Below are 19,981 nucleotides of genomic sequence, written 5' to 3'. Positions count from 1 at the left end.
CTGATCGACAGACCGCCCCCCGTCAGGCCGGTCGACCGCCACCCTACCGGCGCGCGGGTGTCCCCACGACGATCGCGCCCACGCCGCATTCGTCGAGCTCGTCGTTACCGGTCGCCGCGGCGAACGCCGCCGGTTCGGTGAACGGCTGCGCGCAGATACCCAGCCCCATCGCGGTGCCGGCCAGATACAGCGTCTGGGTGAGCGCGCCGACGTGCTGGAGGATCGTCGCGTAGCCGACCTGTCCGTAGGAGTCCAACGCGCGCCCTGCGCGCGCGGAGAGCACGATCAGCACCTGCGGTTGCCCCGCGGGCGAGGCTGTGCCCTGCGGTCCTCCGGCTCCGACGGGGGAAGCGCCTGCGCCGGGCGGTGCGCCATTCACCGAGGGCGCGCCGTCGCGCGGGGCGCCGCTTGCCGCCTGTGCGTTGGTCGACGAATCGAGCAGCCGCCGCACCGACAGCGAATCCGCGGGTGCGACCGGGCGCAGCTCGTGCTCGAACGAGTCGTAGTGGTACATCCCTGGCGCCAGGCCGGCGACATCGCGCACCACCGGATACAGCTCGATCTCGTAGGCGTCGTCCCGCGACGGATACGGCCGCGCCGCCGAGCGCGCATCGCTCCCGCGGCTGCGAGCCGTGCGGTACAGGAGTTCGCCGAGTTGTTCGACGGTCATCGGCCGGGCGTCGTCGAAGGCGCGGGTGGATATCCGATCCTCCATCACCGCGGCGAGACTCGGGTCCGACGCGCGCCGCTCCCTGAGATCGGGCGCGGACAACCGCACCGCCTCGCCCGCATAGCCCGGCCTGCGCACGGGCACTCGCGAACTTTCCGCGCCGCCGTCGCCGAACTCGGACCGGTGCTCGCCGGTGCCTGCGCCCGAGGTGCTGCGCCGGTGGAACCACAGGTCGGCCGCGCCCCAGCGGCGCGTGCCCGCCTCCAGCTCCTCGGTCCGGTCGTCGGCGACCAGGAACCCGCACCAGTGCAGATCATCGGCGAACTGGGTCTTCACGGCGATCGGGATGTTGGCGTCGGCCGAGCCGAGACCGTCCAGCAGCGCCAGCAGCCGCGGATCGTGGATGCGCAAGGTGCACCACGATCGGGGGTGCTCGAGCACGAAACCCTCGCAGTCCCGGTGCAGCACCGCGAATTTCGACAGGGTCGCCGACCACGAGGGCAGCGGATGCGTCGGTCGCGGCGCGGGGCGGTCGAACGGGCGGATGGTGTAGAGGTCGCGGCCGCCGTCGCGGATGGTGACCGCCAGCCAGCCGCCGTCGGCGAGCTGCTCGAGGAGTGGGGCGACATCCGCGCCACCGGCCTGCGCCGCGATCTCCGAGACCGTCTTCGGACCCTGGTTCAAGGTGCGCAGGGCGAGGATCTGGCCGTCGGCCAGATCGGTGAGTTCCACATTGCGGGGCGGGGCATAGAGACTGGCCCCCGCCGAGGTCGTGGTGAAGGTGACGCCGTCACAGAGTGCGTATCGGGTCTGTTCGGAATATGTGACGGTGGGCAACCGCTGACCTCCGCGTGGGGAACTGAACGATCTGACTTCTTACTGTGCCGCTGCGGCGAACGCCGGGTCCAGCTTGTCCAGGATGTACGGAACCGACAGTGCCGTGGGCTGATTCACCGCGCTGATCTCCTGGGTGGTCAGGAACACCACCGAACCTTTCCGGACCGAGGGGAGTTCGCCGAAGCCGGGCAGCCCGCGGTACTGCTCGTCCATGCCGGGGGAATATCCGGCCAGCAGCAGATCCGCGGTCAGCTCGTCGACCCGCTCGGGGGACAGCGTGACGCGGCCTTGGTGGGCGGGCAGGTCCTGCAGGTTCTGCGGGATGGTCATGCCGAGGTCGGCGAACATCTTCGACGAGCCGTCCTTCGGGTCGGTGAGCACCATCAGCTGCGAGGGGCCGGCCAGCCAGGTGCTGACGAAGGTCTTGCCCGCCAGGCCGGGGTTGGCCGCGGTGATGGCGGCGATCTTCTCGTCGACACCGGACACGACCCGGCTCGCCTGGTCCTGCTTGCCGAGCACGTCGCCGAGCGTGGTGACCTGGTCCTGCCAGGGCGTGATGATCGAGGCGGACAGTCCGGGCACGGTGGCGGCGATCTTGCTCAGATCGTCGTAGGTCTCCTGATCGGCGATGAACGGATCGGCCAGGATGAGGTCCGGCTCGAGCGCGGCGACCTGCTCGGCGACATTGCCGGTGGTGCTGATCTCGGTCGCGGACGCCAGCGCGCCCTCGGGTTGCCAGGGCGAGGCGTTGCGCGCGGTGACCGCGACATTGTCGATGTAGCCGACCGGGGTGACGCCGAGCGCGAGAGCGGTGTCGAGCCACTGCGCGCCCAGCGTGACGATCTTGGCCGGGACGCCGTCGACGACGGTCGCGCCGAGGGCGTGGGTGATCGTGATCCCCGCACCCGAATCGCTGTCCTGCGAGGATCCGCACGCGGTGACACCGAGCACGAGCGCGCCCGCCACCGCGGCGACCGCGGTGCGTGCCCACAACCGAGTTCTGTCGACAGCTCTCATCGCCTGCACCCTCCTCTACGAGAACTCGCGCGACGGCCCCGGCAACGCCGCGGCCATGGTTGAAGCAAGGCTAACCTATCTTCACTCGCGCGCCTATGATCACCTGCTGTTTCACGCCTCGGACACACCGGTCTGCGCGCGTTGCCGCCGCGGGTTAGACTTCGCCGACTTTGTGCTCGGCGCGGATGGGGAGCTCGGTTGGAAACGTCAAGGGACTGGGGCAACGAGCTCGTCGCGACCCTGAAATGGCTGGCCATCGCCTTCACGATCACCGCCGTCGCTTTCACCGTGATCGTCGCTCTGCTGCTGTGGCTGACCAAGTGGGGCAGGCAGTTCTGGCATCTGACCGGCGGCTTCTTCTATGGTCGCGAGGGGCGCTGGACCATCGCCTTCATCGCGCTGCTGCTGTTCATGACGGTGTTCGCGGTGCGGATGAACGTGCTTTTCTCCTACCAGGGCAACGACATGTTCACCGCCTTGCAGAACGGGGCGGGCGCTCTGGCCTCCGATGATCAGGCCGGTCTCGACGCCGCCGAGACGGCGTTCTGGAACTCGATGATCCTGTTCGCCGTGTTGGCCACCATCCATGTGGTCCGCGCGCTGCTGATCTACTACCTCGGCGAGGCCTTCGACATCCGCTGGCGTGAATGGCTCACCGAGCACGTCACCACCGACTGGCTGCGCGACCGCGCCTACTACCGCACCCGATTCATCGACAACACGATCGACAACCCGGACCAGCGAATCCAGGCCGACATCACCAACTTCGTGATGTACTCGCGCACGCTGGCGCTCGGCGGCGTCAGCTCGGTCGTCACCGTCGTCTCGTTCACGAAGATCCTGTGGGATCTGTCCGGACCGCTGACTCTGCTCGGTGTCGAGATTCCGCGCGCGATGATGTTCCTGGTCCTCATCTATGTGCTGCTGTCGACGGCGATCGCGTTCTGGATCGGCCGCCCACTGATCCGTCTGAACTTCCTCTACGAGATGGCGACAGCCAACTTCCGCTACGCCCTCGTCCGGTTGCGCGACAGTGCCGAGAACGTCGCCTTCTACCAGGGCGAGAACGTGGAGCGGCGCGGCCTGCTCGCTCGCTTCGCCGCGGTCATCAAGGTCTACTGGCAGATGGTGTTCCGCAACATCAAGTTCAACGGCTGGAACCTCAGTGTCAATCAGACCGCCGTGGTCTTCCCGTGGATCATCCAGGCGCCGCGCTTCTTCAGCGGCGAGGTCACCCTGGGCGGGGTCAATCAGACGGCCACGGCGTTCGGCGAGATCCACGACTCGCTGTCGTTCTTCCGCGAGTCCTACGACACCTTCGCGGCCCTGCGCGCCTCGCTGATCCGTCTCGACGGTCTGCTGGTGGCGAGCGAGGAATCGCGTCACCTGCCCGAGCTGACGGTGACCGACCTGGACGACGCTGTCGAATTCGACAAGATCGATGTGCGCAAACCCGACGGCTCGGTCCTCATCGACGACTTGACCCTGCGCCTGACCCCCGGCGACGCCCTGGTCGTGAAGGGGCCGTCCGGCAGCGGCAAGACCACTCTGCTGCGCGCCCTGGCACAGATGTGGCCCTATATGGACGGTGAGGTTCGCAGGCCCGAAGGCGACGACACCCTGTTCCTCTCGCAGATCCCGTATCTGCCGCTGGGCGATCTGCGCAGCGCCGTCGCCTACCCCGCCCGGCCCGACGAGATCGGCGACGACGCCCTGCGCGCCGCGCTGACCTCGGTGCACCTCGGCCATCTGGTCGACCGGCTCGACGACGAGCACGATTGGGCCAAGACCCTCTCGCCCGGTGAACAGCAGCGCCTGGCCTTCGCCCGCATCCTGCTGATCCGCCCGAAGGTCGTCTTTCTCGACGAGGCCACCTCCGCGGTGGACGAGGGCCTCGAGTACTCCCTCTATCACCTGATCCGCACCGAGGTCCCGGACACCATCCTGGTCAGCGTCGCCCACCGCAGCACCGTCGACCAGCACCACACCCAGCGCCTGGAACTCGCGGGCGAGGCGGGCGGCTGGCAGGTCGCCCCGATCGGCTGACCCCCGATTTGGGTGCGACCTGCGCGTTCCCATACACTTGACCGGTTGCCTGCGGGCGCTCTTTTCCCGCGAACTCGGCCGTGAACCCCCGGTGGTGTGAAAATCCGCTGGTAGGCGCGCGTTTCCGGGGGCAGCGCGACCATGCCCGTCGGGTCGGAAATCCGGCGTGCTTTTACATCCAGGTCAAGGAGGCTGAAGTGATTCAGCAGGAGTCGCGACTGCGCGTCGCCGACAACACGGGTGCGAAGGAAATCCTCTGCATCCGCGTTCTCGGTGGTTCGTCGCGTCGCTATGCCGGTATCGGCGACATCATCGTCGCCACCGTGAAGGACGCCATCCCCGGCGGCAACGTCAAGCGGGGTGACGTGGTCAAGGCCGTCGTCGTGCGCACCGTCAAGGAGCGCCGCCGTCCGGACGGTTCCTACATCAAGTTCGACGAGAACGCCGCCGTTCTCATCAAGCCGGACAACGATCCGCGCGGCACTCGTATCTTCGGCCCCGTGGGCCGCGAGCTGCGCGACAAGAAGTTCATGAAGATCGTCTCGCTGGCTCCGGAGGTGCTCTGACATGAAGGTGCACAAGGGCGACACCGTGCTCGTCATCTCGGGTAAGGACAAGGGTGCCAAGGGCAAGGTCATCCAGGCCTACCCGCAGGACAACCGCGTCCTCGTCGAGGGCGTCAACCGGATCAAGAAGCACGTCGCGGACTCGGCCAACCAGCGCGGCGCCTCTTCCGGCGGCATCGTGACCCAGGAAGCCCCCATCCACGTGTCCAACGTGATGGTCGTCGACTCCGACGGCAAGCCGGCCCGCATCGGCTACCGCACCGACGAGAACGGCAAGCGGGTCCGCATCTCCCGTCGCAACGGGAAGGACATCTGAGCATGACTACGACTGAGAACACCCAGCCGCGCCTCAAGGTTCGCTACCGCGAGGAAGTCAAGGACGCGCTGAACGCCGAGTTCGACTACGCCAACGTGATGCAGATCCCGGGCGTGGTGAAGGTCGTCGTGAACATGGGTGTCGGCGACGCCGCCCGTGACGCCAAGCTGATCAACGGCGCCGTCGAGGACCTGGCCCTCATCACCGGCCAGAAGCCGCTGGTCCGCAAGGCCACCAAGTCCATCGCGCAGTTCAAGCTGCGTGAGGGCATGCCGATCGGCGCGAAGGTCACCCTGCGCGGCGACCGCATGTGGGAGTTCCTGGATCGCCTGGTCTCCATCGCGCTGCCCCGTATCCGCGACTTCCGCGGTCTGTCGCCGAAGCAGTTCGACGGCAACGGCAACTACACGTTCGGTCTGAGCGAGCAGTCGATGTTCCACGAGATCGACGTGGACTCCATCGACCGTCCGCGCGGTATGGACATCACCGTGGTCACCACCGCGACCAACAACGAAGAAGGCCGTGCCCTGCTGAAGCACCTCGGCTTCCCGTTCAAGGAGAACTGAGCCATGGCGAAGAAAGCTCTGGTCAACAAGGCCAACCGGAAGCCGAAGTTCGCGGTCCGCGCCTACACCCGCTGCCAGCGTTGCGGTCGGCCGCACGCGGTCTACCGCAAGTTCGGCCTGTGCCGCGTGTGCCTGCGCGACATGGCGCACAAGGGCGAGCTGCCCGGCGTGCACAAGAGCTCCTGGTGAGCTGACGCTCGGCTGAGCGTCCCCAACTGAAGATCCCACGAGGGCACGGACTTTCGACAAGTCCGTGCCCTCGTGTGTCGATGGGCGATTCGAGCTGTCGTCGGCAAATGGCCGCGTTCGATCGCCTGGACGCCACCGTGCGTATCACGATATGTATTACAGTGGCTGTATGGGAACACTGAACGTGCGAACCGACGAGGCGATGGAGACCGCGCTCGAGAAGCTGACCGAAGGCACCGGCCGGACCCGTTCGGATGCAGTGCGGTACGCATTGCTGCGCGCCTATAAAGAGTTGCTGCTGGAGCAAGCTGCGGCCGATGCCGATCGGTTGGCGGCCGACGCCGACGATCAGGCGGAGATGCTGGCGATTCAGCGATTCATGGGCGTTGCGTGATCTCCCGGGGGGCGATCTACGAAATCAAGGCGATGCCCGGCGCGCGCGGGCACGAGCAACAAGGTCGCCGGTACGCGGTCATCATTCAATCCGATCGATTTCCGTCCAGCACGATCCTCGTCGCCCTCACCTCCACCAGCGCCGGTCCCGCGATCTACCGGCCTGAGATCGAATTCGTCGGGACGCGAACCAGAATCCTGACCGATCAGATCTACACAGTCGCGCCCGAGCGTCTCGGCGAGTTCAAAGGCAGCCTGGACGCGACGGAGTTGCGCGACCTCGATCGCGGTTTGATGTTGAAACTGGGATTGTTCTGACGAGTTCGAGATCGAAGAGGTGCGCGGTTCCGGCCTGATCGAGGTCGCTCCCGCTGCTCGGCGGCGGGGCTACCATTGCGGCATGCCGAGTCCGCAGTCCGAGCGTCCGGACCTTCCCGAGTATTTGACCTGGGAAGAACTCGAACAGTTGCCGGATGAGATCGCGAGCCAGATCGAGCTGTGGGAAGGGCGAGTGGTGTGGCTGCGGAGGGGACCCGCGGAGCATCAGGCGTTCACCTTCGCGCTGACGGCCGCGCTGAAGCGTTGCACTCGGGAAGCGAAGATGCACCGGCCGGACGAATGCTGGCGTGCGGATTTCGAGACGAATGTGTTCTTCGGTGAAACCGGAAAATCCGACTTCGTGACACCGGACTTCCTGGTCTACCGGTGCCCCGTCGTTCCTTACCAGGACATTCGCGCCAAGGATGTTCTGATCGCGGGGGAGGTGCTTTCGCCGTCGAACACCCAGACCGATATCGAGGACAAGAAGGCGCGCTACGCGAAGGCCGGCATCCCCTGGTACTGGGAGGTGGCGTTGGATCGAGAGCGCAGCGCCATCCGCTATGTCCACGCCTACGCGTTGGAGACCACGCACGGGCGGCTGCCCGCGGGCGTGCGTCCGCTGTATCCGGCCAACTATCTGCTGGTCGGCAAATGGGCAGCGGGAGCCTCGGCCGGGATCGCCCTCGATGTGCCGTTCCCGATCCACATCCCTTGGTCGGAACTCGAGTTCTGAACCCGCGCAGCGGATTCCGTCAGCCCTCTCCCCAGAGGCGAAGGGCAGGCACGGCCGCAGCCGTATAGTGCGTTCCCGGCACCGATGAATCCCTATCGCTCGCTCCGTCTGAACTTCCGACAGCGATTCACCGACAGAGGAGTAGACGATGCGGAAGATCACCGCGGGCTTGTTCATTGCGGTCGACGGCGTGGTCGAGGATCCGCAGGACTGGCACTTCCCCTATTTCGACGATGACATGGGGGCCGCGGTGGACGCCCAGCTCGGCACTGCCGACACGCTGCTGCTGGGACGCAAGACCTACGACAGTTTCGCGGGCGCGTGGCCCGAGCGGGAGGCGGCGGGCGGCGACGATGCCGCGTTCGCCGCGAAGCTCGGCGATGCTCGCAAGATCGTGGTCACCCGACAGAACCTCGAGTCCCACTGGCGTAACTCCGAGGTCATCGGCGGCGAGCTGATCGAGGCGGTGACCGCGCTGAAGAACGAGCCCGGCGGCGACATCGCCATGAGTGGGTCGGTGTCGGTGGTCCGGCAACTGCTGGCCGCCGGACTGCTGGACGAACTGCACCTGCTGGTGCATCCCATCGTCGTCGGCAAGGGCGAGCGGCTGTTCGAAGACGGTGGCCCCACCCTGCCGCTGCGGTTGCTGTCGTCGCAGACCTTCGGCACCGGCGTGCTCAACCTGGTCTACACCAGCGATCTCTGAAATGCCTTGACCGGCAGAACCGCGCTGGATACATTGGTCACGTCCCGACTGGCGTCGTGAAGTAGACTCTTCTCGTCGGCTGTGGACAAACAGGGGATTAATTCGGGGGGAATTATGCGAACCAGTCTTTTCCGGCCTGCCGTTGCTGCGGCACGATCATGCGCAATTCTGTTCTCGTTCGCCATTTTGGTTGCAGCACTCGGCTGGACCATTTTGGCGAGTCCGGGTACGGCAAATGCCGGCGCCGGAAGTTGCGATGTCAAAGTCCACAATGTACACCAATCGAAGGGCTCGCCTGGGCTGATGGATGTCAAGGGATCTCTGGTATGCGAGGGGGACGTGGACCGCGCCGATGTCTTCATCTATTTCGCGAAGCTCGAAGGCTCGACCTGGACGAAGGTCGACAGCAGTGTCGTGCAACGCACCGTGCACCACCCGACAGCAGGCAAGAAGTACACTGTGATGTCCCAGAACGGAACCCCATGTGTCCCAGGCGTGTACATCGGCATCGCCGAAGGTTTCCTGACTGTAGACGGAAAGACCTATAAGAACTATCAGAATGGATACGGGCCCGAGTCGCGCGTGGAGTGCTGACGGTCGCCGTTAACGAGTAGGAGAGAGCCAGGATGGACGATTTCGGTCGGGTAATGGAGGATCTGCATTCATGGCTCTCGGCCGAGTTCGTAAGGGAAGGGGTTTTCCTCTTGGACAAGGAAACGAAAATCCTCGCCGCCATTCCGCGGATTTCAGGATCTCCGTTCACGCTCACTCGAACCGAAGACGGTATTCTCGTCGGCCTCGGCCTCGGCGTCACGCTCATGATTCCACGTGACGATCCCTTCTCCATGGCTGATATCCAAGCGCCGCTGCGTTCGATTATCACCTCGGGCATTCTTCTGTCGGTGCCGATCGAGCCTTTCGGTGAACCGGTCATTCGATACACGATCGACTACGAGAACGGAGCGTTGAGCTCCAGGGTGCCCGGGCGCGAATATGTCGAATTTCCGACTCGGGCATGGCAACCGGATGGATCGGCTGTCTGAGCGCTCTGAGTCGGGATTCAAACCGCCCGTGTCAGCGCGCGCTCTCTGGCGAGGAAGAAGAACGGGATCGCCGTCGCGATGCCGACACCGAAGGTGAGCACCATCGAGGCTGCCCACCACCGGAGGATGCCCAGGCGTTTGGCCTCGCCGAAGGCCCAGGTGTGGAAGCCGATGACGACGAACCCGAGGTCGGTCATCGCGAAGCGGCCAGGCGTCGTCCGGAGGATGTCGCCGACGAAGAAGTCGGCGACCGACCGCGGACCGTTCTTCTGCACATAGGGGATGGCGATGGCGTTCTGGCCGATGAAGGCGGTCAGGAAGATGACCAGCAGTGCGCGTTCGCGCCAGGCGGGGGTAGGCATCGTATGGTCTCCGTTCGGTTCGGCGGTGCGTGGGCAGCTGAGAGCGCAATGCCTGAAACCTTGGCACGGGCAGTGGCCGGAGCGACGGAATTCGCGAGGAGAGTCATGGCTGTCGGATCGGTAGCCCCCGCATGGATGTACCAGCAGATCACGGCAGCAGGGCGACCGGTCAGGAGAGGTCGATGCGGGCGCCGGGGGAGCCCTCGGAAGAGCGCAAGACGAGGGTCGCCGGGGTCGCGTCCTCGGTGATGTCGAAGGCCAGCTGGATGGTGGTGGCCGCGCCGGGGCCGTACTCGTGGCGGAATTCGCCGTTGAGCGACATGTTGCCGACGAGGTCGGGGGCGTAGGTGGCGTCCTTGTCGTCGAGGAGTTCCTGGTAGGAGTAGTCGAAGACGCTTCGGGTGTCGCCGGTGTTGGTGACCTGGACGTGGACGACGGCGAATTGCCCGTCCGCGTCTCGTCCGGAGGAAGGGCCGCCGATCGTGGGGATACCGGACTCGATGCTCGCGACGATGAATTCGAACTGGCCGTCACGGACCGGCAGGGTGCTGCGGGCGGGCACCGGGATCTGTGTCGCCTTGCGCTCGGATCCGGCGCTCGAGTCGCCGCCGCAGCCTGCGCTCAGCAGGCACACCGCGCCCAGCACGAGCACGATCCAGGTGGGTAGGAGCCGGGCGGAAAGCCTGCCGTCGGTTCTTCGCAGGGCTCCGGGAACTGTGTTGCGCGGCTTCATCACACGTTTCTCACTGTTGTAGCGGTAACGACACGGCCCCCCTGTCTCTGCGGGTCGGCCGCGACAGCACTGTAACCGTACTTATGGGCGCGGACACAAGTTTTGATCGCTATAGCGTCTCGCCCGGTGCGGCGGGAGACTGGAGATCATCGGTATCCGCGGACAGCGGAGGAGCGTATGAGGATGGGTATCGACCGCACCGACGGACCCGGCGACTGAGGTCGGTCAGCGGCCGGGTGCGGCGTCATGAGCGGCGATCGCGAGCATGAAACGGCCGTGAGCGCGCGCGGCGGCGGCCCGAGGCGGCGGCTGTCGTGAACCAGGTCCTGGCGGTGGTCATCTTCGCGATCGCGTTCGGGTGCATCGCCATCGAACGGTTCGACAAGATCAAGGTGGTGCTGTCCGCTGCGGGCCTGATGGCCGTGCTCGGGCTGATCCCCAGCGACGCCATCTTCTTCGACCCGCACATCGGTATCGACTGGAACGTCATCTTCCTGTTGCTCGGGATGATGGTGATCGTCGGCGTGGTCAAGCAGACCGGCCTGTTCGACTACCTGGCGATCTGGGCGGCCAAACATTCGCGCGGCGATCCGTTCCGGTTGATGGTGATGCTGATGACCATCACCGCGATCGCCTCGCCGGTTCTCGACAACGTCACCATCATCCTGCTGGTCGCGCCGGTGACCATCGTGGTCTGCGATCAGCTGGATCTGCCCGCGCAGCCCTTCCTGATCGCCGAGGTGCTGGCCGCCAATATCGGCGGGGCGGCGACGCTGGTCGGCGATCCGCCCAACATCATCATCGGCAGTCGCGCCGGCCTGAGCTTCAACGACTTCCTCATCCACATGGCGCCCGCGGTGGCCGTCATCTTCGTGTTGTTCGTGGTGTGCACCAGGGTGCTGTTCCGCGGGCCACTGAGCAGGCCCGCGCGCGATGTGGAGGCGGTGCTGACGCTGGACGAGCGGGCGGCGATCACCGACCCGGGGCTGCTGTGGCGGGCGCTGGCCGTGCTGACCGGCGTGGTGATCGGGTTCGCGTCGCACACCGTGGTCGACATCGCGCCGTCGATCGTCGCGCTGATCGGCGCCGGAGTGATGATGCTGGTCGCCGATCTCGACATCGACGAGATCCTGCGCGAGGTGGAGTGGGGCACGCTGGTGTTCTTCATGGGGTTGTTCGTGATGGTGGCGGGACTGATCCACACCGGCGTCGTCGATCGGCTGGCGTCGGCGGCGGTCGCGGTGGTGGGGGACAGCCCGCTCGCGGCCTCGGCGGCGCTGGTGTTCGGGTCCGCGGTGGCCGGGGCGTTCATCGACAACATCCCCTACACGACGACCGTCGCGCCGGTGGTGGAGGAACTGGTCGCGCAGACGCCCGACCACCACACCGGGCAGGCGCTGTGGTGGTCGTTCGCCTTCGGCGCGGGGTTCTCCGGCAACGGCACGGCCGTCGCGGCGGGGGCCAATGTGGTCGCGCTCGGGATCGCGCGGCGGGCGGGGCACCCGATCACGTTCTGGCAGTTCACCAGATACGGCGTGGTGGTCACCGCGGCCTCGACATTGCTGGCGTTCGGCTATCTGTGGGCGCGATACTTCTGAGCGCCGCTCACTCCGAGGGCGTGCCTGCCCCGTAGCGTCGCATCGGCGGTGAATGCGCCTGGCGCAGAGTTCAGTTCGCGGGATCGGTGCGGAAGAACAGCACGTGGTCGTGGTCGATGAGCGGCATGGTCTTGCGGATCTGGCGCAGGCCGTTGCTGGGCAGATAGGTGAGGTTGGCGAAGCTCTGGGTGTTGCCGAAGGCCACCCGCAGCTTGTTCTCGGTGGCGAAATGCGCGCCGTAGGTGGCCAGCCATTCGAAATCCAGCGGGCCGAGCGGCTCGGTCGTGCCGCCGCCGGGCACCCGGCCGAGCGCGGCGTACTGGATGGGCTTGCCCTGGTCGTAGCGGCACAGTTCGTAGGTGGTGTTGTCGGTGGCGCAGACGCTGATCACCGGCCACTGCGTGGACAGCCGCAGCGCCAGCGGATGCATGCCGACCGGGGCGAGTTCCCAGTTCAGGCTCATCACCGTGACCCAGCCGCCGTAGGACATCTCGATGAGGACGATGTCGTCGCCGAGCGCGGTGGCGCGGTTGATCTCGGCTTCGCCGATTCCCCAGAACGATTCGGATTCCGCGCGGTAGGTGCTCGAGTCCACCGGCCGCGCGTCGTCCATCGCGTAGGCGGCCACGATCGCCGCCTTGATCTGGTCGATGGCGTCGCGGTCGGTGCAGCGCACGCCGAGCGCGCCGAAGGTCGGGCCGATCTCGACGGGCATGGACGGCGGCTCGGGATCGGAGCCGGGGACCAGCGGTCGCAGACCGACCAGCGCGAGCCGCCAGTTGATCTCCTCGACGGTCGACAGATCGCCGGAGGTCTTGCGCAGGATCTGCTGCTGGGTCAACCGGCCCGCCGCCTCGAGAGTGCGGCACTCCAGCTCGGTCAGCGCGGCCAGTGACTTCGGTGTCAGATCCAGATCGCGAATACCGCAGGCGCGCAACCGGATCTGCAGACTCATCGGGGTGAACGCCGAATACCGCTCCCGGTACATCGAGATCGCCTGCTTGCGTGAGCGACCGACCATCAGGGTGCGCAGCAGTGTGCTCAGGCTGGCCAGGTACTTGCCCGCCAGCTCCGGGTTGGCGGCGGCCAGCTCGGCCCGGATGCGGGCGGCGTCCACGGTGGCGGCGACGGCGGCGTCCTGATCGAGCCTGCCCAGCCACACCCCGCACTTGCCGAGACCGTCGGCGCAGGTGCCCGCCACGTTCGGGTAGTTCTGGGCCACTTCACGGTAGGTGTGGCAGGCGTTGCGGATGGTGTTGACCGCCAGCTCGCGATGACCGGTCTGGCGGGTGACGGTCTCGAACACGCGCAGCGCTTCCTGCACGGCCCCGGCGTGCTGGGCGGTGACGTAGCCGTTCATCAGCCAGTGCAACCGGATGCCGACGGACTCCTGAGCCGGGGCGATCGCCTCGGATGTGCGATCCCGCGGCGCGCCGTTGGTCCTGGTCTCGACCAGCGCCTTGGCCAGCTCACACAGCGAAGCCGCCAACCGCAGCTCGCTCTCGGCCGTGCGATCTCTGGCCGCGCTGCGATCCACCGCCACCTGGCGCTCGATCGCGCTCAGCTCCATCGCGATCTTCAACTCTTGCTTCACCTTCCGACGCGGCGATCCGCCCGCGTGCTCGCCGAGTGTGCCATATCGGTGGTCGATGCGCTGCCGGAGGGGACAACTGCCGTCTGTCGCGAACGAATCCGCTGATCAGAGGGGTGCTCGAGGGGGTGATGGCGTCGGCCCATGGAGATTTCGCAGGCAGTGCCCGTAGGGTGCGGGGAGAAACCGAGTGCGACGGGGGATCGTGAATGTTGCGCAAGTACGGCAGGGCGGTATCGGCGCTCATCGCGGGGGCGCTCGGCGTCGTGCTCGCCGCGGTCCCGGTCGCCGCGGTCCCGGAGCAGACGCAGTACGCGCCGACGATGATCGTGCTGGACGCATCGGGTTCGATGCTGCGGTCGGATCCGAGCGGCACGATGATGGATGCGGCGAAGAACGCCGTGCGTTCGTTCGTCGAATCCGCACCCGAGCAGTCGCGAGTGGGGTTGGCGGCTTATGGGACCGGGACGAGCAATGACGAGGCGGACAAGCTCGCGGGCTGTTCGGATGTGAAGATCCTGCACGAGCCCGAACCGTTGGACCGGGCGGCTCTGGTCGGTGCGGTCGACGGTATCCGAGCGTCGGGCTGGACTCCGGTAGGTGTGGCCCTGCGGCAAGCCGCCCAGGTGCTTCCGGATTCCGGCCCCCGTGCGGTGGTCCTGGTCTCCGATGGCGAGGACACCTGCGCACCGCCCGATCCCTGTGAGGTTGCTCGCGAATTGGAGGCGGGCGGCGTCGATTTGGCCGTGCACGCCATCGGTTTCGCGGTCGACGAGAAGGCACGCGCGCAGCTGAGCTGTCTGGCGGACGCGACGGGTGGTTCCTACACCGACGCCGCGGACGGTCCGGCGCTGGAGCGGACGCTACCGAGGGTCACTGCCGCCGCGCTGCGTAGCTACCAGGTGACCGGCCTTCCCGTCACCGGTGGCACCGACTACACGACCGCGCCGGTACTGGATCCCGGTCATCACCTGGATACGATCGGAAAGGGCGAAACCCGCTGGTACGCGGTCGATGTACCGGCCGGCGCCACCGCCTACACCACCGGCATCATTTCTTTCCCGCGCGTTTCCGGCGTCTCCATCCTCGACGACTTCAACTCCGTGCAGCGCCGCATCTACGGTCGTGACGGCCACGACTGCCACGAGTTCGACAGCGCCCTGTCCACGTCCTCGAGCGACGGCGAGACTCTCACCATTGTCAAGGCATGGCGCGGCGCCACCGAGGAGGTCAAGGGTGACGGTCGTGCCGCTGACAACTGCCGGGGCGGCGGCCTGTACTACTTCGCTTTCACCTGGGAAAAGACTTCGGAGAAGATGCCACAGCGTTTGCCGTTCGAAGTGTTGATCGGCATCGAGCCGGAGGTGATCGATCCCGGCCCCGAGCACACGGATACGCCGACGGCGATGGTCGAACCGGCCGGTCCGGCTGTGCCGGTCGTCGGCGGCGGTTCCTTCACGGCGGCGCCTACGCTGCCCGGCAGCGGCCGGTACACCGATGTGTTGCGCCGCGGTGAGATCGTGTTCTATCGGGTGCGACTGGACTGGGGACAGGGCCTGGCCTATCGCGTGCACTTCTCCGGAACCGATGGAGGAACGTCGAACATCCGCACCGAGCTGTATTCGCCGTTGGCCGAGGATTTGGCGATGCACACCACGGCCTTCCTCGGTGAAGAGGATTCTCTGCCGCGCAGCGGCGACCCGATCAGCACGGCGCCGGTCCGCTACGACAATCGCACCGGCGATTTCGACCTGCGCAAGCAGTCGGTGGCCGGCTGGTATTACATCGCGGTCAAGGTCGGAGTGAACTCGGGGCTACGGGCCGGTAGCCCGGTCACGGTGACGATCGACCTCACGGTGGCGGGCGACCCCGAGCCGGGACCGACCTACATGAACGCAATCGACAGCGGGGTTTTCGGTGAAACCGGCGGACCTCGCGCACCGTCCGCCGCGCCGGACGATCCTGCGCCCGTGGCACAGGATCAGCCCGGCGAGTCGTCGGCCTTGCCGATCGTCGCCGCGGTTCTCGGCGCGGGTGCATTCGTCGCGGTGCTGATCGGCGCGGGCGTGTGGTACCTGATCCGCAGGCGTGGCGCGGGTTCGCCGTTGCCGCCTCGCTGAGACGGACACCGACGCCGGCGCGAGGGCGCCGCTCGGTGGATGTCGACCTGCCCGGGCGCCCCCCCTGAATTGGTGGCATCTCTCGCGATTCGGTGCGGGTTACGTTGGCCTTGTCGTCATTTCGCCGGACCCCTGTTAGGGAAATGATCCGCAGGTGCGACCGGTGCGAGAGGGGAGGCGGCTTGATCAGGTACGACCGTCCGATGGCGATCCTGTGCGCGGTGCTGCTCGGCTCCATGGCGGTCGCGGCGCCGGTCGCCGCCCGCCCGGAGGAGGCGCAGTACGCGCCGACGATGATCGTGCTCGACGCGTCGGGTTCGATGCTTCGGCCTGATCCGAGCGGCACGATGATGGATGCGGCGAAGAACGCGGTGCGTTCGTTCGTCGAGTCGGCGCCCGAGCAGTCCAGGGTGGGATTGGCGGCTTACGGCACCGGCACGAGCAATGCCGACATCGACAAGGCGGCGGGCTGTTCGGATGTGAAGATCCTGCACGAAGCCGAACCGTTGGATCGGGCTGCGCTGATCAGCGCGGTCGACGGGATTCAGGCGTCGGGATGGACGCCGGTGGGTGTGGCGTTGCGGCAAGCCGCGCAAGCACTTCCGGATTCAGGACCGCGTTCGGTGGTGCTGGTTTCCGATGGTGAGGACACGTGCGCTCCGCCGGATCCGTGCGAGGTGGCGCGCGAATTGGATTCCGCGGGTGTCGACCTGACGGTTCATGCCATCGGTTTCGCGGTCGACGAGAAGGCACGCGCGCAGCTGAGCTGTCTGGCGGACGCGACAGGTGGTTCCTACACCGACGCCGCGGACGGTCCCGCGCTGGAGCGTACTCTGCCGCGAGTCACGGCCGCGGCGCTGCGCACTTACCAGGTGACCGGCATTCCGATCACCGGCGGCGCCGACTACACGACCGCGCCGGTGCTCGGCCCCGGTCATCACCTCGACACCATCGGCAAGGGCGAAACCCGCTGGTACGCGGTCGATGTACCCGCCGGCGCCACCGCGTACATCACCGGCATCCTGCCCTTCCCCCGGGTCCCTCGCGTCGCCGTTCTCGATGACCTGAACACCATGCAGCGACGAATCTACGGCCGCGACGGTCAGGACTGCCTCGAGTTCGGCACCGAACTGGCGCCCGGGTCCAGCAACGGAGAGGCCCTGACCATCGTCGAAGCGTGGGAGGGCGCGGCCGAGGAGGTCAAGGGAGACGGACGCGCCAGCGACAAGTGTCGAGGTGGTGGCCTGTACTATTTGGCCTTCACCTGGGCCACGGCCTCGGAGAAATTCCCGCAGCGGCTGGCATTCGAGGTGCTGGTCGGCATCGAACCGGCGGTGAGCGAGCCCGGCCCCGAACACGTCGACACACCGACGGCGATGGTCGAACCGGCAGGTCCGGCCGTGCCGGTCATCGGTGGTGGATCGTTCAAGGTCGCGTCCACTCTTCCTGACAGCGGCCGCTATACCGACGTGTTGCAGCGCGGTGAGCTCGTGTATTACCGGGTGCGCTTGGACTGGGGGCAGGGTCTGGCCTACCGCGTGCACTTCTCCGGAGTCGACGACCGAGAGATCTCGAACATCCGGACGTCGTTGTTCTCGCCGCCGGCCGAGGAATTCGAGATGGACACCTCGGCCTACCTCGGTACCGAGGACGTGTTGCCCACCACGGGCGATCCGATCACCACGGTGCCGGTGCGCTACGACAATCGCAACGGCGATATCGACCAGCGCAGGCAGGCGTTGCCCGGCTGGTACTACATCGCCGTCAAGGTCGGATCGGTCTCGGGTTCCGACCCCGGGAACCCGGTCCGGGTGACGATCGATCTCACGGTGGCGGGCGACCCCGAGCCGGGGCCGACCTACGTGGAGGCGGTCGACAGCGGCATCTTCGGGGAAATCGGCGGACCGCGCAAATCCCCGGCCTCCTCGGACGCTCCCGAACCCGTGGCCGCCGGGCAGGATCAGTCGGCCGGGTGGTCCGCCGTGCCGGTCATCGCCGCGATCGCCGGTGCGGGCGGGTTCGTGGCGGTGCTGATCGGGCTGGGCTTCTGGTACCTGATCCGCAGGCGAAAGGTGATGTCATCGCTGCCGCCGCGCTGAGCGATCGTCGGCGCGGCCCTCGCCGTCTGGGTGGCGGACAGCGCAGGCCCCGGAAAATGGCGGCATATTTCTGCCGCGTCGCGGGCTACCTTGTCGGGGTGCGTATTTCGCCGGATCTCGCGGTCACGCGCGTGTGAGCCCGCGGACCGGCGCGGAGGGGTGGGCGATGTTGTTCAGGTACAGCAGGCCGATCGCGTTCGCGATCGCGGGTGTGCTCGGCGTGCTGCTGAGCACGGCCCCGGTCGCCGCCGTGCCGGAGCAGACGCGGTATGCCCCGACAATGATCGTGCTGGACGCGTCGGGTTCGATGCTTCGGCCTGATCCGAGCGGCACGATGATGGACGCGGCGAAGAACGCGGTGCGGTCCTTCGTCGAGTCGGCGCCCGAGCAGTCTCGGGTGGGTCTGGCGGCCTATGGGACCGGGACGAGCAACGACGAGGCCGAGAAGGCCGCGGGCTGTGCGGATGTGAAGATTCTGCACAAGCCGGAACCATTGGACCGAGCCGCACTGATCAGCGCGGTCGACGGTATCCAGGCATCGGGGTGGACCCCGGTAGGTGCTGCCCTGCGGCAGGCGGCGCAGGCTCTCCCGGATTCCGACCCACGTTCGGTCGTGCTGGTTTCCGATGGCGAGGACACCTGCGCCCCGCCCGATCCGTGTGAAGTCGCGCGCGAATTGGACGCGGCGGGAGTTGATCTGACGGTTCATGCCATCGGATTCGCGGTCGACGCGCAGGCGCGTGCGCAACTCAGTTGTCTGGCGGACGCGACAGGTGGTTCCTACACCGATGCCTCCGACGGTCCGGCCTTGGAGCGAGCTCTGCCGAGGGTCGCCGCCGCAGCGCTGCGCAGTTACCAGGCGACCGGCACGCCCGTCACCGGCGGACCCGAACACACCTCCGCGCCGGTGATCACCTCCGGCCACTACCTGGACACCATCGACCAGTACGAGACCAAGTACTACGCCGTGGATGTGCCGGAGGGTGCCACGGTGTACTTCACCGGCATCGTGACCTATCCCCGGACACCCGGCCTCTCGATCATCACCGACAACAACTCGGTGGGCAGCCGTGTCTACGGTCGCGACGGCGAGGATTGCGGCGAGTTCGAATCCGGGTACGCCACTCACAGCCGCGACGGGCAGACCGCCACCGTCGCCCAGGTGTGGCGCGGCGCCACCCGGCCGCCCGAGCGCCATGGTCGTTCCGAGGACATGTGCCGTGGGGCAGGCAGGTACTACTTCTCGTTGAGGTGGAAGATGGTTTCGGAGAAGATGCCGCAGACCTTGCCGTTGGAGGTGCTGGTCGGTATCGAATCGGCGGTGACCGATCCCGGACCGGAACCGGACAAGACACCGACGGCGATGGTGCAACCGGCCGGACCCGCCGTGCCGGTCGTCGGCGGCGGTTCGTTCACGGTCGCGACCGAGTTGCCCGGCAGCGGCCGGTACACCGATGTGCTGCGGCGCGGCGAGATCGTGTTCTATCGGGTGCACCTGGACTGGGGCCAGGGGCTGGCCTACCGCGTGCGCTTCGAACAGGCGGCGGACCCGCGGAACACCCGGCAATCGAGCATCCGCACCGAGCTGTACTCGCCGTGGGCCGAGGAAATCGGCTACGACGGCAGCGGATACAACGGCGAGGAACTCGTCCGCCTCCCGGACGACGGACCGCTGGCCACCATCCCGATCCGCTACGCTAACCGTGACCTGCGACGTGAACGGGCCGCCCAATCCGTGGCCGGCTGGTACTACATCGCGGTCAAGGTCGGGCCGAGCAGCGATGACGAGACCGCCCAGCCGGTCACTGTGACAATTGATCTCACTGTTTCCGGCGACCCGGAATCGGGACCGACTTACACGAACCCCGTCGCGGGCGGTGTCTTCGGCGAAACCGAAGATGTGGGCAAAACCCCTGCGGCAGAGGGTGACTCGGCCGAAGCGACGGCGCAGGATCGGTCGTCCAGCCCGACGCTCGCCGCGATTGCCGGTACCTGCGGATTCCTCGCCGTATCGGCAATTCTCCTCACCTGGTACCTGATCCGGCGACGAGGAACGCGCCTACGGTGATGCCGCC

The 19,981-nt window shown here is 66.7% G+C and carries 20 protein-coding genes; 15 read left to right on the top strand and 5 right to left on the bottom strand.

The window, feature by feature from the left end; translation table 11 throughout:
• Positions 1–43: 43 nt before the first annotated feature.
• Together NS3_RS17680 and NS3_RS17675 are read right to left on the bottom strand one after the other, a co-directional pair.
• Entirely contained in the window at positions 44–1,507 is a 1,464-nt protein-coding gene (locus NS3_RS17680) for a nitroreductase family protein (protein ID WP_067861045.1), read from the bottom strand.
• Between the two features lie 39 nt (positions 1,508–1,546).
• Positions 1,547–2,524: an ABC transporter substrate-binding protein gene (locus NS3_RS17675; RefSeq protein WP_067861043.1), complete on the bottom strand. Its 978-nt coding sequence runs from the start codon at positions 2,522–2,524 to the stop codon at positions 1,547–1,549.
• A 198-nt stretch (positions 2,525–2,722) separates the two neighbouring features.
• On the opposite strand from NS3_RS17675, the gene NS3_RS17670 reads away from it, so the two are divergent.
• The 11 genes from NS3_RS17670 to NS3_RS17620 all read left to right on the top strand — a co-directional run bounded on the left by NS3_RS17670 (position 2,723) and on the right by NS3_RS17620 (position 9,403).
• Positions 2,723–4,570 (top strand): ABC transporter ATP-binding protein/permease, encoded by a 1,848-nt coding sequence (locus tag NS3_RS17670; RefSeq protein ID WP_067861041.1) that lies wholly within the window; start codon positions 2,723–2,725, stop codon positions 4,568–4,570.
• Between the two features lie 197 nt (positions 4,571–4,767).
• Positions 4,768–5,136, top strand: a complete 369-nt coding sequence (rplN, locus tag NS3_RS17665; RefSeq protein ID WP_067861039.1) for a 50S ribosomal protein L14 — start codon at positions 4,768–4,770, stop codon at positions 5,134–5,136.
• A gap of 1 nt (position 5,137) precedes the next feature.
• Positions 5,138–5,452 (top strand): 50S ribosomal protein L24, encoded by a 315-nt coding sequence (rplX, locus tag NS3_RS17660; RefSeq protein ID WP_067861037.1) that lies wholly within the window; start codon positions 5,138–5,140, stop codon positions 5,450–5,452.
• A 2-nt stretch (positions 5,453–5,454) separates the two neighbouring features.
• Complete coding sequence (gene rplE, locus NS3_RS17655) at positions 5,455–6,018, top strand: 50S ribosomal protein L5 (RefSeq protein WP_067861035.1); 564 nt, start codon at positions 5,455–5,457, stop codon at positions 6,016–6,018.
• Positions 6,019–6,021: 3 nt separating this feature from the next.
• Positions 6,022–6,207, top strand: a complete 186-nt coding sequence (locus NS3_RS17650) for a type Z 30S ribosomal protein S14 (RefSeq protein WP_011207308.1) — start codon at positions 6,022–6,024, stop codon at positions 6,205–6,207.
• A 169-nt stretch (positions 6,208–6,376) separates the two neighbouring features.
• Positions 6,377–6,601: a ribbon-helix-helix protein, CopG family gene (locus NS3_RS17645; protein ID WP_067861033.1), complete on the top strand. Its 225-nt coding sequence runs from the start codon at positions 6,377–6,379 to the stop codon at positions 6,599–6,601.
• The gene (locus NS3_RS17640; RefSeq protein ID WP_084495701.1) at positions 6,598–6,918 is read left to right on the top strand and encodes a type II toxin-antitoxin system PemK/MazF family toxin; all 321 of its coding nucleotides are present in this window, start codon (positions 6,598–6,600) and stop codon (positions 6,916–6,918) included. Before NS3_RS17645 ends, NS3_RS17640 begins: the two co-directional genes overlap by 4 nt.
• An 82-nt stretch (positions 6,919–7,000) precedes the next feature.
• Positions 7,001–7,654 carry a Uma2 family endonuclease gene (locus NS3_RS17635; protein WP_067861120.1) on the top strand — a complete coding sequence of 218 codons (654 nt, stop codon included), beginning with the start codon at positions 7,001–7,003 and terminating at the stop codon, positions 7,652–7,654.
• Between the two features lie 148 nt (positions 7,655–7,802).
• Complete coding sequence (locus NS3_RS17630; protein ID WP_067861031.1) at positions 7,803–8,360, top strand: dihydrofolate reductase family protein; 558 nt, start codon at positions 7,803–7,805, stop codon at positions 8,358–8,360.
• 81 nt (positions 8,361–8,441) lie between these two features.
• Positions 8,442–8,954 (top strand): hypothetical protein, encoded by a 513-nt coding sequence (locus tag NS3_RS29170; RefSeq protein ID WP_157101399.1) that lies wholly within the window; start codon positions 8,442–8,444, stop codon positions 8,952–8,954.
• A 32-nt stretch (positions 8,955–8,986) separates the two neighbouring features.
• Positions 8,987–9,403, top strand: a complete 417-nt coding sequence (locus NS3_RS17620) for a hypothetical protein (protein WP_067861027.1) — start codon at positions 8,987–8,989, stop codon at positions 9,401–9,403.
• Positions 9,404–9,420: 17 nt separating this feature from the next.
• Here the strand turns inward: NS3_RS17620 and NS3_RS17615 are convergent, their stop codons facing one another.
• Positions 9,421–9,765 carry a DUF2834 domain-containing protein gene (locus NS3_RS17615; RefSeq protein ID WP_067861025.1) on the bottom strand — a complete coding sequence of 115 codons (345 nt, stop codon included), beginning with the start codon at positions 9,763–9,765 and terminating at the stop codon, positions 9,421–9,423.
• Positions 9,766–9,934: 169 nt separating this feature from the next.
• Positions 9,935–10,498: a DUF4352 domain-containing protein gene (locus NS3_RS17610; RefSeq protein ID WP_067861022.1), complete on the bottom strand. Its 564-nt coding sequence runs from the start codon at positions 10,496–10,498 to the stop codon at positions 9,935–9,937.
• Positions 10,499–10,812: 314 nt separating this feature from the next.
• On the opposite strand from NS3_RS17610, the gene NS3_RS17605 reads away from it, so the two are divergent.
• Positions 10,813–12,096 (top strand): ArsB/NhaD family transporter, encoded by a 1,284-nt coding sequence (locus NS3_RS17605; protein ID WP_067861020.1) that lies wholly within the window; start codon positions 10,813–10,815, stop codon positions 12,094–12,096.
• Between the two features lie 70 nt (positions 12,097–12,166).
• Here the strand turns inward: NS3_RS17605 and NS3_RS17600 are convergent, their stop codons facing one another.
• Positions 12,167–13,690: a hypothetical protein gene (locus tag NS3_RS17600; protein WP_245649672.1), complete on the bottom strand. Its 1,524-nt coding sequence runs from the start codon at positions 13,688–13,690 to the stop codon at positions 12,167–12,169.
• Positions 13,691–13,896: 206 nt separating this feature from the next.
• Here NS3_RS17600 and NS3_RS17595 point away from each other — a divergent pair, with 206 nt between their 5' ends.
• From NS3_RS17595 to NS3_RS17585, 3 genes are all read left to right on the top strand, one after another.
• A complete protein-coding gene (locus NS3_RS17595) occupies positions 13,897–15,807 on the top strand; it encodes a vWA domain-containing protein (RefSeq protein ID WP_067861018.1) in 1,911 nt (636 codons plus the stop codon).
• Between the two features lie 182 nt (positions 15,808–15,989).
• On the top strand, positions 15,990–17,906 hold the full coding sequence (locus NS3_RS17590) for a VWA domain-containing protein (protein WP_067861016.1): 1,917 nt from the start codon (positions 15,990–15,992) through the stop codon (positions 17,904–17,906).
• A gap of 166 nt (positions 17,907–18,072) precedes the next feature.
• A complete protein-coding gene (locus NS3_RS17585; protein ID WP_067861014.1) occupies positions 18,073–19,974 on the top strand; it encodes a vWA domain-containing protein in 1,902 nt (633 codons plus the stop codon).
• Positions 19,975–19,981: the final 7 nt, after the last annotated feature.

It is taken from the genome of Nocardia shimofusensis NBRC 100134, assembly GCF_001613125.1.
Lineage (GTDB): Bacteria > Actinomycetota > Actinomycetes > Mycobacteriales > Mycobacteriaceae > Nocardia > Nocardia shimofusensis.
The sequence above is the reverse complement of the archived record's forward strand: the minus strand, read 5'-3'. Positions and strand labels throughout refer to the sequence as shown.